This is a genomic window from Pseudomonas sp. GL-RE-29 (assembly GCF_019947275.1).
GTDB lineage: Bacteria > Pseudomonadota > Gammaproteobacteria > Pseudomonadales > Pseudomonadaceae > Aquipseudomonas > Aquipseudomonas fluorescens_A.
Genome location: NZ_JAGYGD010000008.1, coordinates 49,924 through 73,814, shown reverse-complemented (window position 1 = coordinate 73,814; position 23,891 = coordinate 49,924). Strand labels below are relative to the sequence as shown.

The following is a 23,891-nucleotide window of genomic DNA, read 5'->3' as shown; positions in this document are numbered from 1 at the left end:
GTCCCCGCCGGCCAGCCTTGAAAGGCTGTCGCGCTTTCCTCTACCGTAGCTGTCGGTCTCTTACTGTTACGGAAAAGCCATGTCTTTGGGCTGTTCACGCTCCTTGTTCTTCACGGTTTTCATTGCAGGCGCACTGGTCTTGGGCGTGTCCTATCACCTGGAGTATGCAGTCGGTCTCAAGCCATGTGGCTTGTGCCTGATGCAACGGGTTTGCCTGGCGCTGCTGACAGGAATCTGCCTGGTGGCATCGGTACATGGCCCCGGTCGCGTTGGATCTTTTTTGTATTGGTTGCTTGGCTTGGCCAGCAGCCTGGCCGGTACTGCCACGGCGTGGCGACAGGTGCTGTTGCAAAACGATCCGGTGCACCAACTAGCGTCCTGTGCGCCCAATCTGGGGGATCTGTTCGCCAGTGCGCCGTGGATGTGTGTTGTCCAGGAGATGTTCAGGGGCACCATCGATTGCGCACAGATTTCCTGGACGCTGTTCGACCTGAGCATCCCGGAGTGGAGTCTGCTGTTCTTCGTCGGGATGGTGATTCTGAGTGTTTATCAACTCTTGCGGCTTGTCTGGATCAGCTTCCAGCGACCGCTCAGCGGCGAGTCGTCGCACCAGGCCCTGGTACGCGATTAAACACTTGTATGAACTTTATCGTCTGAGTACCTTGAAGCCACCGTCGTGCGGGCATAATCTGGCCCGCACGTGTCATTGGAATTATGTTGCTCGATGACGCTCTGCCTGGCCGACTCCTGACTTCAGGATTGCGACGGGTGTAGGGCAGCATGACCCACAAGGGAAGAGAGATCGCCATGCTCGAAAGTTGTCAGAATGCTCAGGAACGTTGGGGTGGAGTACATCTGCTGATCGATCGCTGGTTGCAGGAACGTCACGAACTGGTTCGGGCTTACGATGCTCTCGGCGCCAAACCCGAGGCGCTGGGTGAAAACCGCAAGCCCTTGCAGGAGTTTTGCGGCGTGCTGGTCGACTATGTGTCTGCCGGGCATTTCGAGATCTACGAACAGCTCACCGGTGAAGCCAAGGCTTTCAATGACAAGCGTGGTCTGGAATTGGCAGAAACCATCTATCCGCGCATTGATGTCATCACCGAGAAGCTGCTCGCATTCAATGACCTGTGCGATGAAGGGAAGTGTGTAGCAGAGAAGTTCAAGGAGCTGGGCGGGCTGTTGCATGAACGCTTCGAGCTCGAAGACTGCCTGATCGAAGTGCTCCACACCGCTCACAAGGAAGAAGATCCGGTTCAGGCCTGATCCTCCGGTCCCGCAAAATCTGAAAACGGTGCGCTCTGCGCGCCGTTTTTCATTTCCGCCATTCAGCCTGCAGCGCCGCGTAATTCGACTTCAAAGACCAGAGGCGTGAAGGGTGCAATCAAGTCGCCGGCGCCCTCGGCGCCATAGGCTTGGGCTGATGGAATCACCAGTCGCCATTTTGCGCCGACAGGCATCTGCTGCAATGCACTGCGCCAGCCGCTGATCACGCTATCGAGACTGAACCACTGCGGCTGGCTGTTCTGGTCGAACACGGTACCGTCGGGCAGGCGACCGATGTACAGCACTTGAACCTTGCCGTTGGGTCCGGCTTTGGCACCGGTACCCGGCGTCAACTCTGTCAGCAAAATTCCGTCCGCCAACTCACGAACGCCGGGTTTGGTTTTTTCTGCGGCGAGAAAGCGCTGCTCGTTTTCCAGCGCCAGTTCGCTTTGCGGCGCAGGAGACTGCATCGCAATCCGGGCTTCGTGCTCGTTCAGAATCTGTTCGATCTGCTCGTCTTTCAACGCCAGTGGCTTGCCCTGATAGGCCTGTTGCAAACCTTCGACCAGCGCTTGGAGTTGCAGGTCGGGAGCCTCCTGGCGCAAGCGTTCACCAAGGCTCGCACCCAGGCTGTAAGCAAGATCGTGTGCGTCATTTCCCGGTGTTTTTTCAGCAGCGTGGGTTGCGGAAAAAATCACACACAGCGATAAAAAAAAGTAGCGCGACATGGGCACTCTCCAACCTGAGATGCGGGCGATTATGCCAGTGGGAATGCCTTCAACGGTGAACTGCTTTTGCGCAAGCGCAGAACATTTTCGCTTCGTTGCAACGCATCGCTTTCGATACTGTCAAGATGCCCTAGCGGCGGTAACAGCAGAGGTCTAGTATGAGCCGCACCCACGTCAGCCAGGAGGTAAACCATGTCGGCCACCAAGAAGCCTGTAAATACCCCGTTGCACTTACTCCAACAACTCTCGGGCAGCTTGCTCGAGCATCTGGAAACCGCTTGTTCCGAAGCCTTGGCTGATGCTGAAAAACTGCTCGCCAAACTGGAAAAGCAGCGCGGAAAAGCGCAGGAAAAATTGCATAAATCCCGCACCAAATTGCAGGACGCCGCAGCCGCCGGCAAGGCCAAGGCACAAGCCAAAGCCAAAGACGGAGTGAAGGATCTGGAAGACCTGCTTGATGCCCTGAAGGAGCGTCAGTCGGACACTCGCGGCTACATTCTGCAACTCAAGCGCGATGCTCAAGAAAGCCTGAAATTGGCCCAGGGCATCGGCCGTGTACAAGAGGCTGTCGGCAAGGCGTTGTCCCTGCGTTCGGCCAAGCCTGCTGCGGCCCCTGCGAAGAAAGCCGCAGCCAAACCTGCTGCGAAACCTGCGGCGAGAAAACCAGTCGCGGCCAGCGCTGCAAAACCGGCTGCCAGAACTGCTGCTGCCAAACCTGCTGCCAAAACAGCCGCTGCCAAAACAGCTGCCGCCAAACCGGCCGCAAGAACTGCTGCTGCGAAACCCGCCGTGGCGAAAACCGCAGCTGCCAAACCAGCCGCAAAACCAGCGACTAGAACTGCTGCTGCAAAACCTGCTGCCAAGCCGGCCGCAAAACCTGCCGCAGCTAAAACTGCTGCCAAGCCAGCTGCAAAACCAGCCGCTAAGCCAGTGGCAAAAACTGCAGCCAAACCTGCCGCAAAACCAGCTGCTAAAACTGCTGCTGCCAAGCCAGCCTCTGCTGCGAAACCTGCTGCTGCCAAGACGGCTGCCGCCAAGCCAGCCACTACCGCAAAACCTGCCGCAGCGAAACCAGCAGCCAAACCAGCCGCTGCAAAACCAGCCGCTGCAAAACCAGCTGCAAAACCAGCAACCAGGCCAGCCGTGAAAAAACCGGCCGCTGTTGCCAAGCCGACGCCGGCTCCTGCTGCCAAGCCAGCGTCGCCAGCGCCATCTGCATCGGCTGCTCCTGCGCCGACAGCAACGACCTCGACTGCTACCACTGCGCCAACGCCAGTTGCGCCGTCGAGCAACAGCACCTCCCCAACCAGCGCTTCCTAAGTGCCGGTTACCGCGACGCGCAGCTGATGCAGCGCGTCGCGGTCCAGGTGAACGGCGCCCGCCGCTACACCTTCCAGCCAGACTGAAAGATCGGTCGCGGCATCTTGCGGCCAACCCTCTGATATTCGCTCAAGTCGTAACAACAGAGTTCGCTCGGCTTCCAATTCCAGATTCTTCACCTGTTCGCGCAGCGCATTCAGATCGGCGTCCTGCGTGGCGAGGGCTTTCCATTGCATGCGCAACTCGCGCAGCGGCTGCACGACATCGGCGTCCCAAGGATCAACCACACTGCGAAGTTGCCGCAAACGTTGCTCATTGCACGCTGTTCCCCGCTGTCCCAACCAAGCTGCGCACAGCAGCAGACACACGTTGACACCCGCCGACTGCAATTGCAGACAGGCTTGTTCAACACCCGGACGGGCATAAGTCGCCAGGGAAAAGCTCCACAGGTCAGAGGACATAGTGCTACTCGCGCCAGTTGCGAGCGAAGCTGGTAGACTCCGCCGCCATTATGATTCGACTTCAGAACCTGACTTTACAGCGTGGCCCGCAACGTCTGCTAGAAGACGCCGAGCTGACGCTGCACGCCGGCCAGAAAGCCGGCCTCATCGGTGCCAACGGCGCCGGCAAATCGAGCTTGTTCGCCTTGCTTCGGGGCGAGCTGCACCCGGACTCGGGTGATTGCTTCCTGCCGGCCGACTGGCGTATCGCCCATATGCGCCAGGAGGTCGACACGCTCGAGCGCCTCGCGGTCGACTACGTGCTCGATGGCGACCTGCGCCTGCGCCAGGTGCAACGCGACCTGGCGGCAGCCGAAGCGGCCCATGACGGTGCCGCTCAGGCCCGCCTGCACTCGGAACTCGACAGCGCCGACGGTTACACCGCCGACGCCCGGGCGCGCAAGTTGTTGGCCGGCCTTGGGTTCACCAACGAGCAGATGGATCGGCAAGTAGGCGATTTCTCCGGTGGCTGGCGGATGCGTCTGAACCTGGCGCAGGCCTTGATGTGTCCATCGGACCTGTTGCTGCTCGACGAACCGACCAACCACTTGGACCTCGACGCCATCATCTGGCTGGAGGAGTGGCTTAAAAGCTATCCCGGCACCTTGATGCTGATCTCCCACGACCGGGATTTCCTTGATGCCGTGGTCGATCATGTGGCCCACGTCGATCAGCGCAAGATCACTTTGTACCGCGGTGGCTACAGCGCCTTCGAACGCGCCCGTGCCGAACGTCTGGCCCAGCAACAGCAGGCCTACGAGAAGCAGCAGGTGCAACGTGCGCACATGGAAAGCTACATCGCCCGCTTCAAGGCCCAGGCCACCAAGGCCCGCCAGGCCCAGAGCCGGATCAAGGCGCTGGAGCGCATGGAGGAGCTGACCGCAGCCCACGTCGATTCGCCGTTCGATTTCGTCTTCCGCGAATCGCAGAAGATCTCCAGCCCGCTGATCGACCTGTCTGACGCTCGCCTGGGTTACGGCGACAAAGCCGTGTTGGAGAAGGTCAAGCTGCAACTGACCCCGGGTGCGCGGATCGGTTTGCTCGGCCCGAACGGTGCCGGTAAATCGACCCTGATCAAAAACCTCGCAGGCGAGCTGTCGCCACTGTCGGGTCGGTTGACCCGTGGCGAGAACACCGTGGTTGGTTACTTCGCCCAGCATCAATTGGACTCTCTGGACTCCAAGGCCAGCCCATTGCTGCACTTGCAGCGCCTGGCACCGACTGAGCGCGAGCAGACCCTGCGCGACTTCCTCGGCGGCTTCGATTTCCGTGGTGCGCGAATCGACGAGCCAGTGCTTAATTTCTCCGGTGGTGAAAAGGCGCGTCTGGCGTTGGCCTTGATCGCGTGGGATCGGCCGAACCTGTTGCTGCTCGACGAACCAACCAACCACCTGGACCTGGAAATGCGCCTGGCACTGACCATGGCCCTACAGGAATTCAGTGGCGCGGTACTGGTGGTCTCTCACGACCGTCACCTGCTCAAAAGCACCACCGATAATTTCTACCTGGTGGCGGACGGCAAGGTCGAAGAGTTCGATGGCGACCTGGAGGACTACACCCGTTGGTTGGTGGAGTACCGCCAGCGCAACGCGCCGGTCAGCAACACACCGGTGAATCCGGACAAGACCGACAAGAAAGCCCAGCGTCAGGCCGCGGCTGCACTGCGCCAGCAACTGGCGCCGCACAAGCGCGAGGCTGACAAGCTCGAAGCCGAACTGGGCAAGCTTCACGAAAAACTGGCGAAGATCGATGCCAGCCTCGGTGATAGCGATATCTACGAACCCGCTCGCAAGAACGAATTGCGTGATTTGCTGGCCGAACAGGCCAAGCTGAAGGTGCGTGAAGCGGAGCTGGAAGAAGCCTGGATGGAAGCCCTGGAACTGCTGGAAAGCATGCAGGCGGAGCTGGAGGCGCTGTCCTGATGGACGCCTTCAAGCTGCCGTTGCCGGCGATGTGGGTCGAGCCGATTTGGCTCGGCGTGCAAATCCTGCTGATCCTGTTGGCCGGTTACATCACCCAGCGTTTCGTCGCCAAGTGCCTGACCCGTCTCGGTGAGCGCTATCCGTTTCCGCCGCAGTTGTTAATGCCGCTGCGCGGTGGTTTGCGCTGGCTGATCATGGGCAGCGCGCTGATTTTCGTGTTGGAGCGCCTCGGCGTTTCGGCCACGGTGCTCTGGACGGCGTTGTCCGGTTTTGTCGCGGTGGCGGCGGTGGCGTTCTTCGCCATGTGGAGCGTGCTCTCCAATTTGCTCTGCGCCATCCTGATTTTTACCGTCGGCCCGTTTCGTCTTGGCGATGTGGTCGAACTGGTGGACACCACCGACAAGCCTGGCGTGAAAGGCCGGGTGATCGCGATCAATCTGCTGTACACCACGTTGATCGAGGCCGAAGAGCTCGGTACGGGTAGCGCCATGGTGCAAGTGCCCAATAGCTTGTTCTTCCAGCGTTCGGTTCGGCGTTGGCGCGGGACGGATGTGTTTCCGTCGAGCGGGTTTGAGAAATAAGCCAGCTCTAGAAGCTTAAAGATCGCAGCCTGCGGCAGCTCCTACATTGGAATGCGTTCCCTGTAGGAGCTGCCGAAGGCTGCGATCTTTTGCTTTGGTTGTTAACAGTCGCCATGTCCTACAAAAAATCGGTAGTCATCGACCCAAAGCCGCATTAGCTTAGACGTCTGTCACGAGTACGAGTTGAGGTGTGCAATGGATCTTCAAACATGGCTGGCGTTTTTCGCCGCCTGCTGGGTGATCAGTCTTTCCCCCGGTGCCGGCGCCATTGCGTCGATGTCCAGCGGTCTGCAATACGGTTTCTGGCGCGGATACTGGAATGCCCTGGGCCTGCAACTGGGCCTGGCGGTGCAGATCGCGATCGTCGGCGCCGGGGTTGGCGCGATTCTCACGGCATCGGCCAGCGCTTTTTATGCGATCAAATGGTTCGGTGTGGCGTACCTGGTTTACCTGGCGATCAAGCAATGGCGTGCGCTGCCCAGCGACATGAGCGATGACGCCGCGGTGCGTCAGATTGGCAAACCGATGGCCTTGGTGTTCCGTGGCTTCCTGGTGAACATCAGCAACCCCAAGGCGTTGGTTTTCATGCTGGCGGTGCTCCCGCAGTTCATCAATCCGCACGCTCCGCTGCTTATTCAGTATGTGGTGATCGGTGTAACGATGATCTGCGTCGATCTGATTGTCATGGCGGGCTATACCGGCCTGGCGTCGAAGGTGCTGCGCTTGTTGCGTACACCCAAGCAGCAGAAACGCATGAACCGGACCTTTGCCGGCCTGTTCATTGGCGCCGCAGCGTTCATGGCAACGTTGCGCAAAGCTGCGGTATAGAGCCATCAGATAGAAAAAAGGCGACCTATTCAGGTCGCCTTTTTCGTTTAAGGCCTGATTCGGAATCCATAACAAAGCTTGAGTGAAAGTCATTGGGAGGGAACAATATGTTACTTCGTGTTTCCAATTGAGATTCATTCATGATTGCCCCGTCCCGATTCCTGGCCTGGCTGATAGCGCCGGTGTTTGCCCTGTGCAGTTTCAATCTGCTGGCCGACACGGTGGAAGGCGCACCGCAAGCTTTGCACTTACTCGACTACATCGGCGCGGACTACCCGGAAGCGGTGCAGGCAGGCAAGGTCGTCAACGAGTCCGAATACCGCGAACAGCTGGAATTCGCTCAGGCGTTGCAAGGCCTGGTGGCCGCCATGCCGGCCAAACCGGAAAAGCCAGCGCTGGAGCAGGGCATCAGTCAGCTGCGCGAGGCACTCACCGCGCGTCAGGACGGCGCGGACGTCGCCCGTCAGGCGCGGCAGCTTGGCGCGAAACTGGCCGTGGCCTATGAAGTCAGCCAGGCGCCGATCATCACCCCGGACCCGACTCGCGGCGCGCCGCTGTATGCCCAGCATTGCTCGGTTTGCCATGGCGATGCAGGCGCTGGCGACGGTCCTGCGGGCGTCGGTATGACGCCACCGCCGGCCAATCTGCGTGACAACGCGCGCCTGGATCACCTGAGTCTCTACGCCATCTACAACACCGTAGGCCTTGGCGTCGAAGGCACCGATATGCCGGCGTTCGGCGATCAACTGGATGATCGTCAGCGTTGGGACCTGGCGACCTACATTGGCAGCTTCAGCGCCGATCCGGCGACTGCCAGCGGCGAAAGGGCCTACAACATTGCCGATCTGGCCCGTCAGACCCCGGCCGAGGTGCAGGCCGCCGATGGCCCGCAAGCGGCAGCCATTTTCCGCGCACAACGGGCGCAACCGCCGCAGGTCAAGCGTGGCCCGGCGCAGTTGCTCGATTACACCGCCGCCACGTTGGACAAGAGCGTTGCGGCCTACCATGCCGGTGATCACGATCAGGCCTATGACTTGTCGGTAGCGGCCTATCTGGAAGGTTTCGAACTGGTTGAAAGCTCTCTGGACAACGTCGACGCTAACGTGCGTAAAGACACGGAAAAATCGCTGATGGCTTACCGTCAGTCGTTGCAGGACGGTTTGCCGCTGGATCAAGTTGAGCAGCGTCTGAATGACGCCAAGGCCAAGTTGAAAGCCTCCGCCGAGTTGTTGGGTAGCGATGGTTTGAGCTGGTCCCTGAGTTACATCTCCGGCTTGTTGATCCTGTTGCGCGAAGGCCTGGAAGCCATCCTGGTGCTGGCCGCCATCCTCGCGTTCTTGCGCAACACCGGCCAGCAATCGGCGGTGCGCAGCGTCAACGTCGGTTGGGGGCTGGCGCTGTTGGCCGGTCTGGCAACCTGGGCGCTGGCGGCGTATGTGATCGATGTCAGCGGCTCGCAGCGCGAATTGCTGGAAGGTGCGACGGCGTTGTTTGCCAGCGTCATGGTGTTGTGGCTCGGCGTATGGATGCACGACCGGCGTCACGCCGCGGCCTGGCAGGATTACATCAAGAGCAGCCTGGTGGGCGGTGGCGGGCGTTTCGGCTTTGCGATCCTGGCGTTCTTCTCGGTGTATCGCGAACTGTTCGAAGTGATCCTGTTCTACGAGACCCTTTGGTTGCAGGCCGGTCCTGCGGGCCATGACGCGGTGCTGGCGGGTGGTGCGACGGCCTTGGTGCTGTTGGTCGGTCTGGCCTGGGTGATCCTGCGCGGCTCGGCAAAACTGCCGCTGGCACTGTTCTTCAGCATCAATGCTGGCCTGCTGTGCGCACTCTCGGTGGTGTTCGCCGGGCATGGTGTGAAGGCGTTGCAGGAAGCGGGGATTTTCGGCACGCGGCCGGTGCCGTTCTTTGAGTTCGACTGGTTGGGGATTCATGCGGATGCGTATTCGCTGAGTGCCCAGGCGGTGGCGTTGATTGCGATCATCGTGCTGTACAGCCGTAGCCGCATGGCTGAGAAGCGGCGGGTGCAGGTTTCCTGATCGAGTGATCCTTAAAAAGATCGCGGCCTCCGGCAGCTCCTACAGGTGTAAGTTGACCCTATGTAGAAGCTGCCGAAGGCTGCGATCTTTTGCTTTAAGAGGTAAAAAAACATGCGTGTCTGGATCGATGCCGACGCTTGCCCCCGGGCGGCCAAGGATCTGGTGGTGAAGTTCGCCCTCAAGCGCCGGTTTGAAGTGGTGCTGGTGGCGGGGCAGCCACAGATCAAGCCAGGCCTGGCACTGGTGAAGTTGATCGTGGTGCCGAGCGGCCCGGATGCGGCCGACGACTACCTGGTGGAACACGCGGTCCCCGGCGAGTTGGTGATTTGCAGCGATGTGCCGCTGGCCGATCGCCTGGTGAAGAAGGGCGTCGCAGCGCTGGACCCGCGGGGCAAGGAGTTCGATGCGCAGAACATGGGCGATCGCCTGGCTGTGCGCAACCTGTTCACCGATTTGCGTGAGCAGGGGCAAATGAGCGGCGGGCCCGCGCCGTTTGGCGAGCGGGAGAAGCAGGCGTTTGCCAATGCGCTGGATCGGATTTTGACCCGCCTATCCCGTAAACCCTGAGCGAATGCAGCCTTTGTGGGGAGGGAGCTTGCTCCCGCTGGGTTGCGAAGCAACCCCAGGACCTTCCACGACAACTTTCAGAAAAGTCGCAGCAATCGTTTTTACGACTGCTGCGCAGCCGAGCGGGAGCAAGCTCCCTCGCCACCGCGAGGGATCAGGCGTCGTTTTCGTGAGTCAGTTCAAGCACACGGTCGACCAGTTTGTTGATCCCGGACGCCGCTTCGCTGATCGATTGCGCCAGCATGTAGGCCGGGGTCGTCACCAGTTTGCGTGCCTTGTCTTCGACGATGTCACCGACCGCACAATCCTTATGAGTGGCGCCCATCTTGTTCAAGGCTGCAGACGTCTCTGTGTCGTTGCCGATGGTGCAGGTCACGCCCGGCCCGTAGATCTTTGCCGCCAGCGCCGGCGAGATGCAGATCAGGCCGACCGGTTTGCCAGCCTCGGCAAAGGCTTCGGTCAATGCCAGCACATCCGGTTGTACGGTGCAGCTCGTCCCTTCGATGGCGAAGTTGGAAAGGTTCTTGGCGGATCCGAAGCCACCGGGGACGATCAACGCATCGAATTCCTCAGCGTCTGCCTCGCGGATGTCCTTGACCTCGCCACGGGCAATGCGCGCTGATTCCACCAGCACATTGCGCGACTCGGGCATTTCTTCGCCGGTCAGGTGGTTGATCACATGCAACTGCGCGATGTTCGGGGCAAAGCACTGCACCTGCGCGCCACGCTGGTCCAGACGCAACAGGGTAATCACGCTTTCGTAGATCTCGGCGCCGTCGTATACGCCACAGCCGGAAAGGATCACTGCAACTTTTTTGCTCATGGGCTTTTCTCCAGATTCATGGCGTTAAATGTCCACTAATTTGTCACTCGTTGCCATAGGGTTAATTCGCGGCTACACATAGCATCTGTCCTCAAGATTCCGATCAGGGCGCGTCATGGACTTCATTCTGTATGCGGTGCCGTTTTTCTTTGTGTTGATTGCCATCGAACTGGCGGCCGACCGCTGGCGCGGGGTGAGCAACTATCGGGTGGCGGACGCGATCAACAGCATCAGCACCGGTGTGTTGTCGACCACTACGGGCCTGCTGACCAAGGGCGTGGGCCTGGTCACTTACGCGTTTGCCCTGAAGCATCTGGCACTGTTCGAGCTTTCCGCCGAAAGCGTGTGGGTGTGGATTTTCGCCTTCGTCCTTTATGACTTCTGCTACTACTGGCTGCATCGCATGGGCCATGAACGCAACATTCTCTGGGCCGCGCATTCGGTGCATCACCAGAGCGAGGACTACAACCTCTCCACCGCCCTGCGCCAGACCAGTACCGGGTTCCTGCTGAGCTGGATCTTCTACCTGCCCATGGCCGTTGTCGGCGTGCCGCTGCTGGTGTTTGTGAGCGTCGCCGCGCTGAATCTGCTGTATCAGTTCTGGGTGCATACCCGGCACATTCCCAAACTCGGCTGGTTCGAGTGGTTCTTCGTCACGCCGTCCAATCATCGGGCTCACCATGCACAGAACGCTCTCTACATGGATCGCAACTACGGCGGGGTGTTCATTATTTGGGACCGTCTATTTGGCTCGTTCCAGGAAGAAGACGATAACGAACCGGTGATTTTCGGCGTGACCACGCCGCTGGCGAGCTGGAATCCGATTTGGGCAAACGTGCAGTTCTACGCGCAGTTGTGGGCGGACGCGCGGCGTACCGAAAGCACCTGGGACAAGCTGCGGATCTGGTTCATGCGCACCGGGTGGCGCCCGGCGGATGTGGCGGCCAAGTACCCGATGAACAAACCGGACCTGAGCCAGTTCCGCAAATTTGAAGTGCCGTTGGACGGGCGTCAGCAGCTCTACGTGGCGTTGCAGTTCTGCGTCTATATTGCGCTGGGCAGCTATTTGATGAACCTGGAGCCGAGCCTGCCGACCGCCGCCCTGGTATTGGGCTGGAGTGCGGTGGCGCTGGGTTTGTTTGTGTTGGGCGTGGCCCTGGAGAATCGCCCGTGGGCGTTAAAGCTGGAGCTGCTGCGGCTGGCGTCGAACGTGCCGCTGGTGTGGCTGGCGCCGCTGGTGGGGTTGTGGCCGGCCAGCGCGGTGGGCTGGATCGGCCTGCTCAGTTACAGCCTGCTGAGCGGTATCGGTCTCTACTGCTGCAGAAACCGCTTCACTCGACTGGCTTAGTTTCGCTGGTCTTGGCCTGTTCGGCTTTCAGGGCCTGCTCGTCGGCGTAGATCTTCTTGGCCAGGCGCGCATTCTTGAAGCGCCGGCGTAGCCACAGGCCCAGGCCCAGCACGAGGAGGGCGCCGAGGACCCACAGCTCGTACTTCTTGATGCTGCCGAGCATCCCTTCCAGCACTGCGCCAAAATGATAGGCGGCGGCCGCCAGCGCGGTGGCCCAGATCGCTGCGCCAATGCCGTTGAGCAGCAAGTAGCGACCCGGTGGATAGCCCGACAGGCCGATGGCCACCGGCATTACAGTGCGCAGCCCGTAGACGAAGCGGAAGCTCAACACCCAGATGTCCGGATGCTTGCGAATGTGTTCCAGCGCCCGGTCACCCATCATCTGCCAGCGCGGTTTACGCGCCAGCAACTTGCGCCCGTGCTTGCGTCCCAGGAAGTACCACAGCTGATCGCCGGCATAACTGCCGCAGAACGCCACGACCACCACCAGGTTGATGTCCATGTATCCACGGAACGCGAGGAAGCCTGCGAGCACCAGAATGGTTTCGCCTTCGAAGAACGTGCCGAGAAACAGGGCAAAGTAGCCGAAGTCATGCAGAAATTGTTGGAGCATTGTCTGGGTGCTGGCGAAATGAACGCGCAGCCTAACCCTTCGTACACATTCAGGAAAGTGTCCAAATGTGTCTCGACGTGAACATTTCCTACAAGGACAATGGAATGCGGCTACCTGTCGCAGCGTGCACATAAGTGTCACACGTTCGTCATAATGGCCGCTTATAACTGTTACGCTCGCACGCCAGCGGGCTCAGGAGTCTGCCGTGAGCTTTACCCCCGCCAACCGTTTGTTCCCTGCAACCCGCCTGCGCCGTAATCGTCGCGATGATTTCTCGCGTCGTCTGGTCCGTGAAAACGTACTGACTGTCGATGACCTGATCCTGCCGGTTTTTGTGCTGGACGGTGAAAACCGTCGTGAAGCGGTCGCTTCGATGCCGGGCGTCGAACGCCTGACTATCGATCTGTTGCTGGAAGAAGCGGCCAAGTGGGTCGATCTGGGAATTCCGGCGCTGGCGCTGTTCCCGGTGACGCCATCGGAACTCAAGTCGCTGGACGCCGCTGAAGCCTGGAACCCCGAAGGTATCGCCCAGCGTGCCACCCGCGCCTTGCGTGCGCAGTTCCCAGAGTTGGGTGTGATCACCGACGTCGCGCTCGACCCGTTCACCACCCACGGCCAGGACGGTATCCTCGACGAAGAAGGTTATGTGCAGAACGACATCACCGTCGACGCACTGGTCAGGCAAGCCCTGTCCCACGCCGAAGCCGGTGCTCAGGTGGTGGCTCCGTCGGACATGATGGACGGCCGCATCCAGGCGATCCGCGAGGCCCTCGAAGTGGCCGGTCACGTCAACGTGCGGATCATGGCCTACTCGGCGAAGTACGCCAGCGCCTATTACGGCCCGTTCCGCGACGCGGTCGGTTCGGCGCTGAACCTGGGCAAGGCCAACAAGGCCTCCTATCAGATGGACCCGGCCAACAGCAACGAAGCCCTGCACGAAGTGGCCGCGGACTTGTCAGAAGGCGCGGACATGGTCATGGTCAAGCCAGGCATGCCGTATCTGGACATCCTTTGCCGGGTCAAAGAAGAATTCAAAGTGCCGACTTTTGTTTATCAAGTCAGCGGCGAGTACGCCATGCACATGGCCGCGATCCAGAATGGCTGGTTGAGCGAAGGGGTTATCCTCGAATCCCTGACCGCCTTTAAACGTGCGGGCGCTGATGGCATCCTGACGTACTTTGCCGTTCGTGCCGCTCAATTGTTACGAGAGCAAAAATAGCCCTCCCAGGAACATGTGATGAATACCGAAGGACTCACTGAAGTTGCCGTAAAAGACGCTCAACCTGTGGTGGAGCAAATCGCCGAAACCCCGCCGGAGCTGGAGCCTGCTCCCCCGGCGGCGGTAACCGAGCCCGCCCCGGCGGCGCCAGCGATTGCCATTCCCGGCCTGGATGACAGCAGCCTGTACATCCACCGCGAGTTGTCGCAACTGCAGTTCAACATCCGCGTGCTGGAACAGGCGCTGGACGAGTCCTATCCGTTGCTGGAACGGCTGAAGTTCCTGCTGATCTTCTCCAGCAACCTGGACGAGTTCTTCGAAATTCGTGTCGCCGGCCTGAAGAAACAGATCACCTTCGCCCGTGAACAGGCCGGTGCCGACGGTCTGCAACCGCATCAGGCCCTGGCCCGCATCAGCGAACTGGTGCACGGTCACGTTGACCGCCAGTACGCGATCCTCAACGACATTCTGTTGCCGGAGCTGGAAAAACATCAGGTCCGCTTCATCCGTCGCCGGCACTGGACGACCAAGCTCAAGACTTGGGTCCGCCGTTATTTCCGCGACGAAATCGCCCCGATCATCACCCCGATCGGCCTCGACCCGACGCACCCGTTCCCGTTGCTGGTGAACAAGAGCCTGAACTTCATCGTCGAACTTGAAGGCATCGACGCCTTTGGTCGCGACTCCGGCCTGGCGATCATCCCGGCACCGCGCCTGCTGCCGCGGGTAATCAAGGTTCCGGAAGAGGTCGGTGGGGCTGGCGACAACTACGTGTTCCTGTCGTCGATGATCCACGCCCACGCCGATGACCTGTTCCAGGGCATGAAGGTCAAGGGCTGCTACCAGTTCCGCCTGACCCGAAACGCCGACCTGGCGCTGGACTCCGAAGACGTTGAGGACCTGGCCCGCGCCCTGCGCGGCGAGTTGTTCTCCCGTCGCTACGGTGATGCGGTGCGTCTGGAAGTGGCTGATACCTGTCCGAAACACCTGTCTGACTATCTGCTCAAGCAATTCAACCTGAGCGAGTCGGAGCTGTATCAGGTCAATGGCCCGGTCAACCTGACGCGGCTGTTCAGCATCACTGGCCTCGATAGTCAGCGCGAGCTGCAATACATGCCGTTCACGCCGCAGATCCCGAAACTGCTGCAGAACAGCGAGAACATTTTCAGCGTGGTCAGCAAGCAGGACATTCTGTTGCTGCACCCGTTCGAGTCGTTTACTCCGGTGGTTGACCTGCTGCGCCAGGCTGCCAAAGACCCGCACGTTCTGGCCGTACGCCAGACGCTGTACCGCTCGGGCGCCAACTCTGAAATCGTCGATGCACTGGTGGACGCCGCGCGTAACGGCAAGGAAGTGACCGCCGTCATCGAATTGCGTGCGCGCTTTGACGAAGAGTCCAACCTGCAACTGGCCAGCCGTCTGCAAGCGGCCGGTGCGGTGGTGATCTACGGCGTGGTCGGCTTCAAGACCCACGCCAAGATGATGCTGATCCTGCGCCGCGAGGCCGGTGAAATCGTGCGTTACGCGCACCTCGGCACCGGTAACTACCACGCCGGCAACGCCCGCCTGTACACCGACTACAGCCTGCTGACTTCCGACGACGCCTTGTGCGAAGACGTCGGCAAACTGTTTAGCCAGTTGATCGGCATGGGTAAGACGCTGCGCATGAAGAAGCTGCTGCACGCGCCGTTCACCCTGAAGAAGGGCATGCTCGACATGATTGCCCGCGAGACCCAGTTCGCCCTCGATGGCAAACCGGCGCACATCATTGCCAAGTTCAACTCGCTGACCGATCCGAAGATCATCCGTGCGTTGTACAAGGCCAGTCAGTCGGGCGTGCGCATCGACCTCGTGGTGCGCGGCATGTGCTGCCTGCGGCCGGGCATCGCCGGGGTTTCGCACAACATTCACGTGCGCTCGATCATCGGTCGTTTCCTGGAACACACTCGGGTCTTCTACTTCCTCAATGGCGGCGACGAGCAGATGTTCCTCTCCAGCGCCGACTGGATGGAGCGCAACCTCGACAAGCGCGTCGAGACTTGCTTCCCGGTGGAAGGCAAGAAGCTGATCATGCGGGTCAAGAAAGAGCTGGAGCTGTATCTCACCGATAACACCCACAGCTGGAGCCTGCAGTCGGACGGCCGTTACATCCGCAACACACCGACCGGCAACCAGAACCCGCGCAGTGCGCAGGCTACGTTGCTGGAGCGTTTGGGTAGCCCGATCCTGGCGGTGCGTTAAAAACGTCGGGCAATAAAAAATGGCGATCCCCAGGGATCGCCATTTTTGTTTCTACAGAACGATGATCCCCCTGTAGGAGCTGTCGAAGGCTGCGATCTTTTGATCTTGTTTTTAAGATCAAGATCAAAAGATCGCAGCCTGCGGCAGCTCCTGCAGGGCAGTGACTGCAGCCATCCCCGTTTCTGTGGGAGCTGGCTTGCCAGCGATGGCGATCGTCCAGTCACCGCATGAATAAGGATCGCGTTTCAGCGCACGTTCAGCACGAAATTCACGCGAGTCAGCCATTCCGCTTCGAGGGCGAAGTCGGCCTGGGTCAACTGGTTCTCTTCCAGCCATTTTTCCGGGAACAGCACGTCGAGGCTGTCGCCGTTGGCTTGCAGGACCACCTGAGGCATTTGCTGAGTGCCGCGAATGTGATGGAACAGAATCGCAAAGCGCAGCAGCACGCACAGGCGAATCAGCTTGATGCCGTCCTCACCGAAATCGGCGAACTTGTCCTTGGGAATGTTGCGGCGGTGGCCACGCACCAGCAGCGCGAGCATCAGTTGGTCTTCGCGGGAGAACCCGGCCAGGTCCGAGTGCTCGATCAGGTAGGCGCCGTGCTTGTGGTAGTGATAGTGCGCGATGTCGAGGCCCACTTCATGGACCTTGGCTGCCCAGCCAAGCCGCTCGCGCCAAACGCCGTCTTCGTCGTCCAGATCCCAATCCTTGGCCACCTGATCGAAGGCGTGCAGGGCCTTGCGTTCAACCCGCGCCGCCTGTTCCAGGTCGACGTGATAACGCTCCATCAGCGAGGTCAGCGTACGCTCGCGCACGTCTTCGTGATGGTGACGACCCAGCAGGTCGTAGAGCACGCCTTCACGCAATGCGCCTTCGCAGTGATCCATGCGTTGCAGCTCGAGGGAGTCGAAGATGGCTTCGAGAATCGCCAGGCCGGCCGGGAAAATGGCGCGACGATCCGGCTTGATGCCTTCGAAGTCGATTTTGTCGACATCGCCGAGTTTGAACAGTCTGCGCTTGAGCCAGGCCAGGCCTTCGGCGTTCACCTCACCCGCACCGTGACCGCCGGCCTTCAGGGCCAGGCCGATGGCGCGGATGGTCCCCGAGGAGCCAATGGCTTCATCCCAGGTCAGGCGGTGCAGGGCGTGTTCGATGCTCATGATCTCCAGCCGCGCCGCCGTGTACGCCTGGGCGTAGCGGGCCGGGGTGATCTTGCCGTCCTTGAAATAGCGTTGGGTGAAGCTGACGCAACCCATCTGCAGGCTTTCGCGCAGCAGCGGTTCGAAGCGCTGGCCGATGATGAACTCGGTACTGCCACCGCCGATGTCGGCCACCAGACGTTTGCCCGGGGTGTCCGCGAGGGTGTGGGACACACCGAGGTAAATCAGGCGCGCTTCTTCACGGCCGGAGATGACTTCCACCGGATGGCCGAGGATTTCTTCGGCGCGGTGGATGAATTCGTTGCGGTTACGGGCCTCACGCAGGGCGTTGGTGCCCACGATCCGCACGGCGCCGGGCGGCATACCGTTGATCAGTTGGGCGAAGCGTTTCAGGCAGTCGAGCCCGCGTTGCATGGATTCTTCGCTGAGCTTGCGCTCGTCGTCGATGCCGGCGGCGAGCTGAACCTTCTCCCCGAGACGCTCGAGAATACGGATTTCGCCGTTCTGGGCCTTGGCCACGACCATGTGAAAGCTGTTGGAGCCCAGGTCGATTGCGGCGATCAGGGACAGATTCTTGGCTTGGGATAGCGGCATGGTGTGGGGGTCTCGGTCGATAACCCTGACATCGTGCCACGATCAAACGCTGACGCCAACGCGCAGTGTTCAAAGCCTTGATCCAACACAACTCTTGTGGCGAGGGAGCTTGCTCCCGCTGGGCTGCGAAGCGGCCCTAAAGACCTACACCCCGATTTCAGCTGGAAATCGCGAGTAGAGGTTTTGCGACCGCTGCGCCGCCGAGCGGGAGCAAGCTCCGTCGCCACAGATAATTAGCCTGTTGCCTCGACGGTCCCAATGAAATTCGCCAATTCCGCCGTCTGTGGATTGGCAAACAACACTTTCGGATCGCCGACCTCATGCACCAAGCCTTGATGCATGAACACCAACTTGTCCCCAACCTCCCGGGCGAAGCGCATTTCGTGGGTGACCATGATCAGCGTCATGCCTTCCTTGGCCAGTTGCCGGACCACGCTCAGCACTTCGTTGACCAGTTCCGGGTCCAGGGCGGAGGTGATTTCATCGCACAGCAGCACTTTCGGCGACATCGCCAGGGCGCGGGCAATCGCCACTCGCTGTTGCTGCCCGCCGGACAAGCGGTCCGGGAAGGCGTCGAATTTCTCCCCGAGCCCGACCCGCTCCAGCATCTGTCGCGCCAGTTCGGCGGCTTTGGCTTTCGGGACTTTTTGCACCACTTGCGGCGCGAGCATGACGTTTTCGCCCACGGTCAGGTGCGGGAACAGGTTGAACTGCTGAAACACCATGCCGACTTTCTGCCGCAGGCTGCGCAGGTCGGCGCGGGCGGCGTCGAGGTATTCGCCGTCGACTTCGATGACGCCGTCGTTGATCGATTCCAGCCCGTTGAGGGTACGCAGCAAGGTCGATTTGCCCGAGCCGCTGCGCCCGATGATCGCCACCACCTGGCCTTCCTCGACGCTCAGGTCGATGCCTTTGAGCACATGGTGGTCGCCGTAAAATTTATGCAGAGCGGAAATTCTAAGCAGAGGCATGCAGTCTCCTTTCCAGATAGCGCGCACTGAGCGACAAGGGGTAGCAGAGCAAGAAGTAGCCGAGAGCGACGAGGCCATAGACCATGAACGGTTCGAATGTAGCGTTGGCGAGCATGCCGCCGGTCTTGGTCAGTTCGGTGAAACCGATGATCGAGGTCACGGCGGTGCCTTTGACCACTTGCACCGAAAAGCCCACGGTCGGCGCCACAGCGATGCGCAAGGCCTGCGGCAGGATCACGTAGCGCAATTGCTCCAGCGGGTTCAGCGCCAGGCTCGACGAGGCTTCCCACTGGCCATTGGGGATTGATTCGACGCAACCGCGCCAGATCTCCGCCAGGTAAGCGCTGGTGAACAGCGTCAGCGCGATCGCCGCCGCCATCCACGGTGAAATCTCGATTCCGGCCAACGCCACGCCAAAAAACACCAGAAACAGCTGCATCAAAAGCGGCGTGCCCTGGAACAGTTCGATGTAAGTCCGGGCGAAATTGCGTGGCAGGGATTTATTCGAGATGCGCATGACCATGATCAACAGGCCGATCAGCCCGCCGCCAATGAACGCCACCAGCGACAGCGCCAGCGTCCATTGCAGGCCGGTGAGCAGGTTGCGCACGATGTCCCAAAAGGTGAAATCGCTCATTGGGCACTCCTTGCAATGTAGCGGCGGCCGATCCAGTTCAGTAGTTGGCGGATCATTAGCGCCATGCACAGGTAGACCAGCGTGGTCAGGGCGTAGGTTTCAAAGGCGCGGAAGTTGCGCGATTGAATGAAGTTGGCGGCGAAGCTCAGCTCTTCGGTGGCGATCTGCGAGCAGACCGCCGAACCGAGCATGACGATGATGATCTGGCTGCTCAGGGCCGGCCAGACCTTGCTCAGTGCAGGCAGCAACACCACGTGGCGAAAGGCTTCGAAGCGCGTCATCGCCAGCGCCGCGGCGGCTTCCAGCTGACCCCGGGGGATCGCCTGGATGCCGGCACGAATGATCTCGGTGGAGTAGGCCCCCAGGTTGATCACCATCGCCAGCACGGCGGCCTGCCATTCGGAAATCTGCACGCCCAGTGACGGCAAGCCGAAGAAGATGAAGAACAACTGCACCAGGAATGGCGTGTTGCGGATCAACTCGACGTAAACGCCAAAGATGCCGGCGAACGGACGAATATTCCACGCCCGCACCAGTGCCCCAACGATGCCCAGGCCCACCCCGAGCACCGCGCCGATGGCCGTCAGCTCCAGGGTGAACAACGCACCGCGCAACAGCAGATCGGTGTTTTGCACCACCGGCAAGAAATCGAACTGATAAGCCATAACGTGTCTCCTGCGTGCCGGATCAGAGGTCGGCCGGCAGCGGTTCTTTCAGCCAGGTCATGGCGTTTTTCTCCAGGGCCCCGTCGCTCTTGGCGGTGACGAGGATCTGGTTGACCTTGTCCAGCAGTGCCGGCTCGTTCTTGTTCACACCGACGTAGACCGGCGAATCCTTGAGCTTCACTTTCAGTGCAGGCACGCGTTTCGGGCTCTTCTCGCTGATCGCCACCATCACCACGTTGCCGCTGGCGATCAGGTCGACCTGACCGGCCAGGTAGGCAGCGATGGTCGAGTTGTTGTCTTCGAAGCGCTTGATGGTCACGCCTTCAGGGGCGACTTTGGTCAGCTCGATGTCTTCGATGGCGCCACGGGTGACGCTGATGGTCTTGCCCTTGAGGTCGTCCAGGCTTTTGATGTCGGCGTCTGGCGGACCGAACACGGCGAGGTAGAACGGCGCATAGGCACGGGAGAAATCGATGACTTTTTCGCGCTCGGGGTTCTTGCCGAGGCTGGAAATCACCAGGTCGACCTTGCCGGTGGTCAGGAACGGAATGCGGTTGGTGCTGTTGACCGGGGTCAGTTCGAGTTTGACCTTGAGCTGGTCGGCCAGCAGTTTCGCGGTGTCGATGTCGAGGCCGCGCGGCTTCATGTCCGGCCCGACCGAGCCGAAGGGCGGGAAGTCCTGTGGCACGGCGACCTTGAGGACGCCGCGCTTGACCACATCCTCCAGACCGTCGGCGTGGGCGGGTGCCTGGCTCAGCATCAGGCTGGCAAACAGGGCAGCGAGGAGGGCGCTGTAACGCTGGGTCATGGCAAATCTCCGAATCGGCGAGGTGTGAATTCTGCGATTCGACAGAGCATGGGCCATGCCAACATGGGCTATTCGGGTCGGCAGGCCTCGGTTTTGCTGGCGTCTCAAGGTCTTACTGGTCTGAACAGTCAGGTGTTGTTTCGCACCTCGATAGCGCACCTGTGAAAATTCCCGAACCCCCATGGGGCACGACTTGCCGGACGCGGCGAATAGCTTTACAACTGGCCGCTCATTGGCCTGGTTCGTCTGGAAAACCATGAACTCGATCTCCCGTGCCGTACCCGAAGTGGCGCTGCAAGCCATCCGCAAACTGATTACCGAGCAGGGTTTCGGGCCGGGGGATGCGTTGCCTTCGCAACGGGACCTTGCCGTGCAATTGGGCGTCAGTCGGGCGTCATTGCGGGAGGCGTTGTCGTCGCTCAGTGCGCTGGGGGTGATCAGTATCCAACCGGGCAAAGGCGTGTTCGTGCAGGCACCGGTGGAGCTGCCGCGCGGCGATGCGGCGCCCGGCTGGCCGTTCGCGGCCCAGGCTTCGCCGCTGGATATCTTCCAGTTGCGCTATGCGCTGGAGGGGTTCGCCGCCGGATTGGCCGCCGTGACCTTGAGTACCGATGAACTCGATGCGCTGGAAGACAATGTCGCCGCGATGCGCAATGAACTGAAGTCCGGAGACTTCGATGCGGCAGCGCGCCTGGACTTCGAATTTCACCGACGCATCCTTCTTGCCAGCGGCAATCAGGCGATGCTGAGCATCCTGACTGCCAGCGCCGACATCTTCCTCGAGAGCCAGAAGCTGCCGTTCATCCGGGCAGAGCGCGCCATGGAAACCTGGCAGGAACACCGCAAAATCCTTCGGGCACTGGCCCGGCGGGCCTCCGGGGCCGCGCAGAAGGCCATGCACGAACACGTACGCAACGCTGCGCTGCGCACCGGCATTGGATTCGTCGCTCCCGCCACGGCGTGACTTGGGCTATACCCAAACTCATGGACCACCATAGCGAGACTCAATCATCTGCGGCTTCCTGAACAGGGGAAGGGCGGCTATGATGGGCCACGTTTTTTTGCTTACAACCCTGGAGAATTCCATGAGCAGCGATCTTATCAAACACGTTAGCGACGCTAGCTTCGAGGCCGACGTACTCAAGGCTGAAGGCGCTGTACTGGTCGATTACTGGGCTGAGTGGTGCGGCCCTTGCAAAATGATCGCTCCTGTTCTGGACGAAATTGCCGAGACTTACAAAGGCAAGCTGACCGTTGCCAAACTGAACATCGACGAAAACCAGGAAACCCCGGCCAAGCATGGCGTGCGTGGTATCCCGACCCTGATGCTGTTCAAGAACGGCAACGTTGAAGCGACCAAGGTCGGCGCACTGTCGAAGTCGCAGCTGGCGGCTTTCCTCGACGCCAACATCTAAGCGTCGTTGTAGCGTGTCAAAGAAAGGCCCCGCATATTGCGGGGCTTTTTCGTTATTGAGGGCTAGACGCTCCGAAACTCAGGTGTTACATTCGGCCCCGCGCTGGTTTCTCCAGTGCCCCCTGCTAGCCGTCGCCGACGCTCTCCTTTTCGAATAAGTACGCGATCCTGTCGCCTTCTCCGCGGCGCGGCCTCATTAAGCCAAAAGCTTAATTTCCCCCCTCCATAAATGATTACGTCATTCCTATATGAATCTGACTGAACTCAAGCAAAAGCCGATTACCGAACTGCTCGAATTGGCCGAACAGATGGGCATAGAAAATATGGCCCGTTCGCGCAAGCAGGACGTGATTTTCTCCCTGCTGAAAAAGCACGCGAAAAGCGGCGAGGAAATCTCCGGTGATGGCGTGCTGGAGATTCTCCAGGACGGCTTCGGCTTCCTCCGCTCTGCAGACGCCTCCTATCTCGCCGGCCCAGACGATATCTACGTCTCGCCGAGCCAGATCCGTCGCTTCAACTTGCGCACCGGTGACACCATCGTTGGCAAGATCCGCCCTCCGAAGGAAGGCGAGCGTTATTTCGCGCTGCTCAAGGTCGACACGATCAACTTCGACCGTCCGGAAAACGCGAAAAACAAGATTCTCTTCGAGAACCTGACCCCGCTGTTCCCGACTGTGCGCATGAAGATGGAAGCCGGTAACGGTTCCACTGAAGACTTGACCGGTCGTGTCATCGACCTGTGCGCCCCGATCGGCAAAGGCCAGCGTGGTCTGATCGTTGCACCGCCGAAAGCCGGTAAAACAATCATGCTGCAGAACATCGCGGCAAACATCGCTCGTAACAATCCTGAAGTTCATCTGATCGTACTGCTGATCGACGAACGTCCGGAAGAAGTAACCGAAATGCAGCGCACCGTGCGCGGCGAAGTGGTTGCCTCGACGTTCGACGAGCCGCCAACCCGCCACGTGCAGGTTGCCGAAATGGTGATCGAGAAGGCCAAGCGCCTGGTCGAACACAAGAAGGACGTGGTGATCCTGCTCGACTCCATCACCCGTCTGGCCCGTGCCTACAACACCGTGATCCCGAGCTCCGGCAAAGTGCTCACCGGTGGTGTCGATGCCCACGCCCTGGAGAAACCGAAGCGTTTCTTCGGCGCCGCGCGGAACATCGAAGAAGGCGGCTCGCTGACCATCATCGCCACCGCGCTGGTTGAAACTGGCTCGAAGATGGACGAAGTGATCTACGAGGAATTCAAAGGCACCGGCAACATGGAGCTGCCTCTGGATCGCCGTATCGCTGAAAAACGCGTGTTCCCGGCCATCAACATCAACCGTTCCGGTACTCGCCGTGAAGAGTTGCTGACCGCTGACGACGAGTTGCAGCGCATGTGGATTCTGCGCAAGCTGCTGCACCCGATGGACGAAGTCGCTGCCATCGAGTTCCTGGTCGACAAGCTGAAAACGACCAAGACCAACGATGAGTTCTTCCTGTCGATGAAACGCAAGTAAGTCGAACAGGCCAAGAAGCCGGGGAAACCCGGCTTTTTGCTATCTGATTTTTGATCAAGCGGCAGTTCGTGGTTCTGAACCGAAGGGTTCGGCGCTAAACTGCCTGCCCCGAACGCCACGGCCAACACGAGGCTTACGC

At 60.1% G+C, this 23,891-nt stretch carries 23 protein-coding genes; 14 read left to right on the top strand and 9 right to left on the bottom strand.

Annotated features, from left to right (window positions below):
- Positions 1-79 precede the first annotated feature (79 nt).
- Together KGB21_RS09225 and KGB21_RS09220 are read left to right on the top strand one after the other, a co-directional pair.
- On the top strand, positions 80-631 hold the full coding sequence (locus KGB21_RS09225) for a disulfide bond formation protein B (protein ID WP_223504869.1): 552 nt from the start codon (positions 80-82) through the stop codon (positions 629-631).
- 176 nt (positions 632-807) lie between these two features.
- On the top strand, positions 808-1,266 hold the full coding sequence (locus tag KGB21_RS09220) for an Rsd/AlgQ family anti-sigma factor (protein ID WP_034147672.1): 459 nt from the start codon (positions 808-810) through the stop codon (positions 1,264-1,266).
- Between the two features lie 62 nt (positions 1,267-1,328).
- Here KGB21_RS09220 and KGB21_RS09215 read toward each other — a convergent pair whose 3' ends face one another.
- Complete coding sequence (locus KGB21_RS09215; protein WP_223504867.1) at positions 1,329-1,994, bottom strand: FKBP-type peptidyl-prolyl cis-trans isomerase; 666 nt, start codon at positions 1,992-1,994, stop codon at positions 1,329-1,331.
- Between the two features lie 192 nt (positions 1,995-2,186).
- Between KGB21_RS09215 and KGB21_RS09210 the strand changes: the two genes are divergently transcribed.
- Complete coding sequence (locus KGB21_RS09210) at positions 2,187-3,314, top strand: AlgP family protein (RefSeq protein ID WP_223504865.1); 1,128 nt, start codon at positions 2,187-2,189, stop codon at positions 3,312-3,314.
- Here KGB21_RS09210 and KGB21_RS09205 read toward each other — a convergent pair.
- Positions 3,311-3,775: a TIGR02444 family protein gene (locus tag KGB21_RS09205; RefSeq protein WP_034147670.1), complete on the bottom strand. Its 465-nt coding sequence runs from the start codon at positions 3,773-3,775 to the stop codon at positions 3,311-3,313. The genes KGB21_RS09210 and KGB21_RS09205 overlap by 4 nt on opposite strands.
- 50 nt (positions 3,776-3,825) lie before the next feature.
- On the opposite strand from KGB21_RS09205, the gene KGB21_RS09200 reads away from it, so the two are divergent.
- From KGB21_RS09200 to KGB21_RS09180, 5 genes are all read left to right on the top strand, one after another.
- Entirely contained in the window at positions 3,826-5,736 is a 1,911-nt protein-coding gene (locus KGB21_RS09200) for an ATP-binding cassette domain-containing protein (RefSeq protein ID WP_034147669.1), read from the top strand.
- A complete protein-coding gene (locus KGB21_RS09195) occupies positions 5,736-6,317 on the top strand; it encodes a mechanosensitive ion channel family protein (protein WP_034147668.1) in 582 nt (193 codons plus the stop codon). Before KGB21_RS09200 ends, KGB21_RS09195 begins: the two co-directional genes overlap by 1 nt.
- A gap of 195 nt (positions 6,318-6,512) precedes the next feature.
- Complete coding sequence (gene rhtB / locus KGB21_RS09190) at positions 6,513-7,145, top strand: homoserine/homoserine lactone efflux protein (protein ID WP_034147667.1); 633 nt, start codon at positions 6,513-6,515, stop codon at positions 7,143-7,145.
- 140 nt (positions 7,146-7,285) lie between these two features.
- Positions 7,286-9,184, top strand: a complete 1,899-nt coding sequence (locus tag KGB21_RS09185) for an FTR1 family protein (RefSeq protein WP_223504863.1) — start codon at positions 7,286-7,288, stop codon at positions 9,182-9,184.
- A 111-nt stretch (positions 9,185-9,295) separates the two neighbouring features.
- On the top strand, positions 9,296-9,751 hold the full coding sequence (locus KGB21_RS09180) for a YaiI/YqxD family protein (RefSeq protein ID WP_223504862.1): 456 nt from the start codon (positions 9,296-9,298) through the stop codon (positions 9,749-9,751).
- A 154-nt stretch (positions 9,752-9,905) separates the two neighbouring features.
- On the opposite strand, the gene elbB is transcribed toward KGB21_RS09180, so the two are convergent.
- Complete coding sequence (elbB, locus tag KGB21_RS09175) at positions 9,906-10,574, bottom strand: isoprenoid biosynthesis glyoxalase ElbB (RefSeq protein WP_034147664.1); 669 nt, start codon at positions 10,572-10,574, stop codon at positions 9,906-9,908.
- Between the two features lie 115 nt (positions 10,575-10,689).
- Between elbB and KGB21_RS09170 the strand changes: the two genes are divergently transcribed.
- The gene (locus KGB21_RS09170) at positions 10,690-11,922 is read left to right on the top strand and encodes a sterol desaturase family protein (RefSeq protein ID WP_223504859.1); all 1,233 of its coding nucleotides are present in this window, start codon (positions 10,690-10,692) and stop codon (positions 11,920-11,922) included.
- On the opposite strand, the gene KGB21_RS09165 is transcribed toward KGB21_RS09170, so the two are convergent.
- Complete coding sequence (locus tag KGB21_RS09165; RefSeq protein ID WP_034147662.1) at positions 11,906-12,535, bottom strand: DedA family protein; 630 nt, start codon at positions 12,533-12,535, stop codon at positions 11,906-11,908. The genes KGB21_RS09170 and KGB21_RS09165 overlap by 17 nt on opposite strands.
- Before the next feature lie 205 nt (positions 12,536-12,740).
- On the opposite strand from KGB21_RS09165, the gene hemB reads away from it, so the two are divergent.
- The gene (gene hemB / locus KGB21_RS09160) at positions 12,741-13,754 is read left to right on the top strand and encodes a porphobilinogen synthase (RefSeq protein ID WP_223504857.1); all 1,014 of its coding nucleotides are present in this window, start codon (positions 12,741-12,743) and stop codon (positions 13,752-13,754) included.
- Positions 13,755-13,772: 18 nt separating this feature from the next.
- Entirely contained in the window at positions 13,773-15,995 is a 2,223-nt protein-coding gene (gene ppk1 / locus KGB21_RS09155; RefSeq protein WP_034147660.1) for a polyphosphate kinase 1, read from the top strand.
- Positions 15,996-16,240: 245 nt separating this feature from the next.
- On the opposite strand, the gene ppx is transcribed toward ppk1, so the two are convergent.
- The 5 genes from ppx to KGB21_RS09130 form a co-directional block, all read right to left on the bottom strand.
- On the bottom strand, positions 16,241-17,749 hold the full coding sequence (gene ppx / locus KGB21_RS09150; RefSeq protein WP_223504855.1) for an exopolyphosphatase: 1,509 nt from the start codon (positions 17,747-17,749) through the stop codon (positions 16,241-16,243).
- Between the two features lie 233 nt (positions 17,750-17,982).
- Positions 17,983-18,720, bottom strand: coding sequence for an amino acid ABC transporter ATP-binding protein (locus tag KGB21_RS09145; RefSeq protein WP_034147658.1), 738 nt, complete (start codon positions 18,718-18,720; stop codon positions 17,983-17,985).
- Positions 18,707-19,357 carry an amino acid ABC transporter permease gene (locus KGB21_RS09140; RefSeq protein ID WP_223504852.1) on the bottom strand — a complete coding sequence of 217 codons (651 nt, stop codon included), beginning with the start codon at positions 19,355-19,357 and terminating at the stop codon, positions 18,707-18,709. Before KGB21_RS09140 ends, KGB21_RS09145 begins: the two co-directional genes overlap by 14 nt.
- Positions 19,354-20,022, bottom strand: a complete 669-nt coding sequence (locus KGB21_RS09135; RefSeq protein WP_034147656.1) for an amino acid ABC transporter permease — start codon at positions 20,020-20,022, stop codon at positions 19,354-19,356. Before KGB21_RS09135 ends, KGB21_RS09140 begins: the two co-directional genes overlap by 4 nt.
- 22 nt (positions 20,023-20,044) lie before the next feature.
- Positions 20,045-20,830: a transporter substrate-binding domain-containing protein gene (locus KGB21_RS09130; protein ID WP_034147655.1), complete on the bottom strand. Its 786-nt coding sequence runs from the start codon at positions 20,828-20,830 to the stop codon at positions 20,045-20,047.
- 256 nt (positions 20,831-21,086) lie between these two features.
- On the opposite strand from KGB21_RS09130, the gene KGB21_RS09125 reads away from it, so the two are divergent.
- The 3 genes from KGB21_RS09125 to rho all read left to right on the top strand — a co-directional run bounded on the left by KGB21_RS09125 (position 21,087) and on the right by rho (position 23,752).
- Positions 21,087-21,794, top strand: a complete 708-nt coding sequence (locus tag KGB21_RS09125) for a FadR/GntR family transcriptional regulator (RefSeq protein WP_223504850.1) — start codon at positions 21,087-21,089, stop codon at positions 21,792-21,794.
- Positions 21,795-21,915: 121 nt separating this feature from the next.
- Positions 21,916-22,245: a thioredoxin TrxA gene (gene trxA / locus KGB21_RS09120; RefSeq protein WP_003206727.1), complete on the top strand. Its 330-nt coding sequence runs from the start codon at positions 21,916-21,918 to the stop codon at positions 22,243-22,245.
- A 247-nt stretch (positions 22,246-22,492) separates the two neighbouring features.
- A complete protein-coding gene (gene rho / locus KGB21_RS09115; RefSeq protein ID WP_003206716.1) occupies positions 22,493-23,752 on the top strand; it encodes a transcription termination factor Rho in 1,260 nt (419 codons plus the stop codon).
- The last annotated feature ends 139 nt before the right edge of the window (positions 23,753-23,891 follow it).

Bases quoted from the DNA above. Each gene is read 5' to 3' on its own strand.
- ppx (WP_223504855.1), bottom strand. From the start codon at position 17,749: ATGCCGCTATCCCAAGCCAAGAATCTGTCCCTGATCGCCGCAATCGAC.
- KGB21_RS09220 (WP_034147672.1), top strand. From the start codon at position 808: ATGCTCGAAAGTTGTCAGAATGCTCAGGAACGTTGGGGTGGAGTACAT.
- ppk1 (WP_034147660.1), top strand. From the start codon at position 13,773: ATGAATACCGAAGGACTCACTGAAGTTGCCGTAAAAGACGCTCAACCT.
- rhtB (WP_034147667.1), top strand. From the start codon at position 6,513: ATGGATCTTCAAACATGGCTGGCGTTTTTCGCCGCCTGCTGGGTGATC.
- KGB21_RS09165 (WP_034147662.1), bottom strand. From the start codon at position 12,535: ATGCTCCAACAATTTCTGCATGACTTCGGCTACTTTGCCCTGTTTCTC.
- rho (WP_003206716.1), top strand. From the start codon at position 22,493: ATGAATCTGACTGAACTCAAGCAAAAGCCGATTACCGAACTGCTCGAA.
- trxA (WP_003206727.1), top strand. From the start codon at position 21,916: ATGAGCAGCGATCTTATCAAACACGTTAGCGACGCTAGCTTCGAGGCC.
- KGB21_RS09210 (WP_223504865.1), top strand. From the start codon at position 2,187: ATGTCGGCCACCAAGAAGCCTGTAAATACCCCGTTGCACTTACTCCAA.
- KGB21_RS09200 (WP_034147669.1), top strand. From the start codon at position 3,826: ATGATTCGACTTCAGAACCTGACTTTACAGCGTGGCCCGCAACGTCTG.
- KGB21_RS09145 (WP_034147658.1), bottom strand. From the start codon at position 18,720: ATGCCTCTGCTTAGAATTTCCGCTCTGCATAAATTTTACGGCGACCAC.
- KGB21_RS09195 (WP_034147668.1), top strand. From the start codon at position 5,736: ATGGACGCCTTCAAGCTGCCGTTGCCGGCGATGTGGGTCGAGCCGATT.
- KGB21_RS09130 (WP_034147655.1), bottom strand. From the start codon at position 20,830: ATGACCCAGCGTTACAGCGCCCTCCTCGCTGCCCTGTTTGCCAGCCTG.
- KGB21_RS09140 (WP_223504852.1), bottom strand. From the start codon at position 19,357: ATGAGCGATTTCACCTTTTGGGACATCGTGCGCAACCTGCTCACCGGC.
- KGB21_RS09180 (WP_223504862.1), top strand. From the start codon at position 9,296: ATGCGTGTCTGGATCGATGCCGACGCTTGCCCCCGGGCGGCCAAGGAT.
- KGB21_RS09185 (WP_223504863.1), top strand. From the start codon at position 7,286: ATGATTGCCCCGTCCCGATTCCTGGCCTGGCTGATAGCGCCGGTGTTT.
- KGB21_RS09135 (WP_034147656.1), bottom strand. From the start codon at position 20,022: ATGGCTTATCAGTTCGATTTCTTGCCGGTGGTGCAAAACACCGATCTG.
- KGB21_RS09215 (WP_223504867.1), bottom strand. From the start codon at position 1,994: ATGTCGCGCTACTTTTTTTTATCGCTGTGTGTGATTTTTTCCGCAACC.
- KGB21_RS09170 (WP_223504859.1), top strand. From the start codon at position 10,690: ATGGACTTCATTCTGTATGCGGTGCCGTTTTTCTTTGTGTTGATTGCC.
- KGB21_RS09225 (WP_223504869.1), top strand. From the start codon at position 80: ATGTCTTTGGGCTGTTCACGCTCCTTGTTCTTCACGGTTTTCATTGCA.
- KGB21_RS09125 (WP_223504850.1), top strand. From the start codon at position 21,087: ATGAACTCGATCTCCCGTGCCGTACCCGAAGTGGCGCTGCAAGCCATC.
- KGB21_RS09205 (WP_034147670.1), bottom strand. From the start codon at position 3,775: ATGTCCTCTGACCTGTGGAGCTTTTCCCTGGCGACTTATGCCCGTCCG.
- elbB (WP_034147664.1), bottom strand. From the start codon at position 10,574: ATGAGCAAAAAAGTTGCAGTGATCCTTTCCGGCTGTGGCGTATACGAC.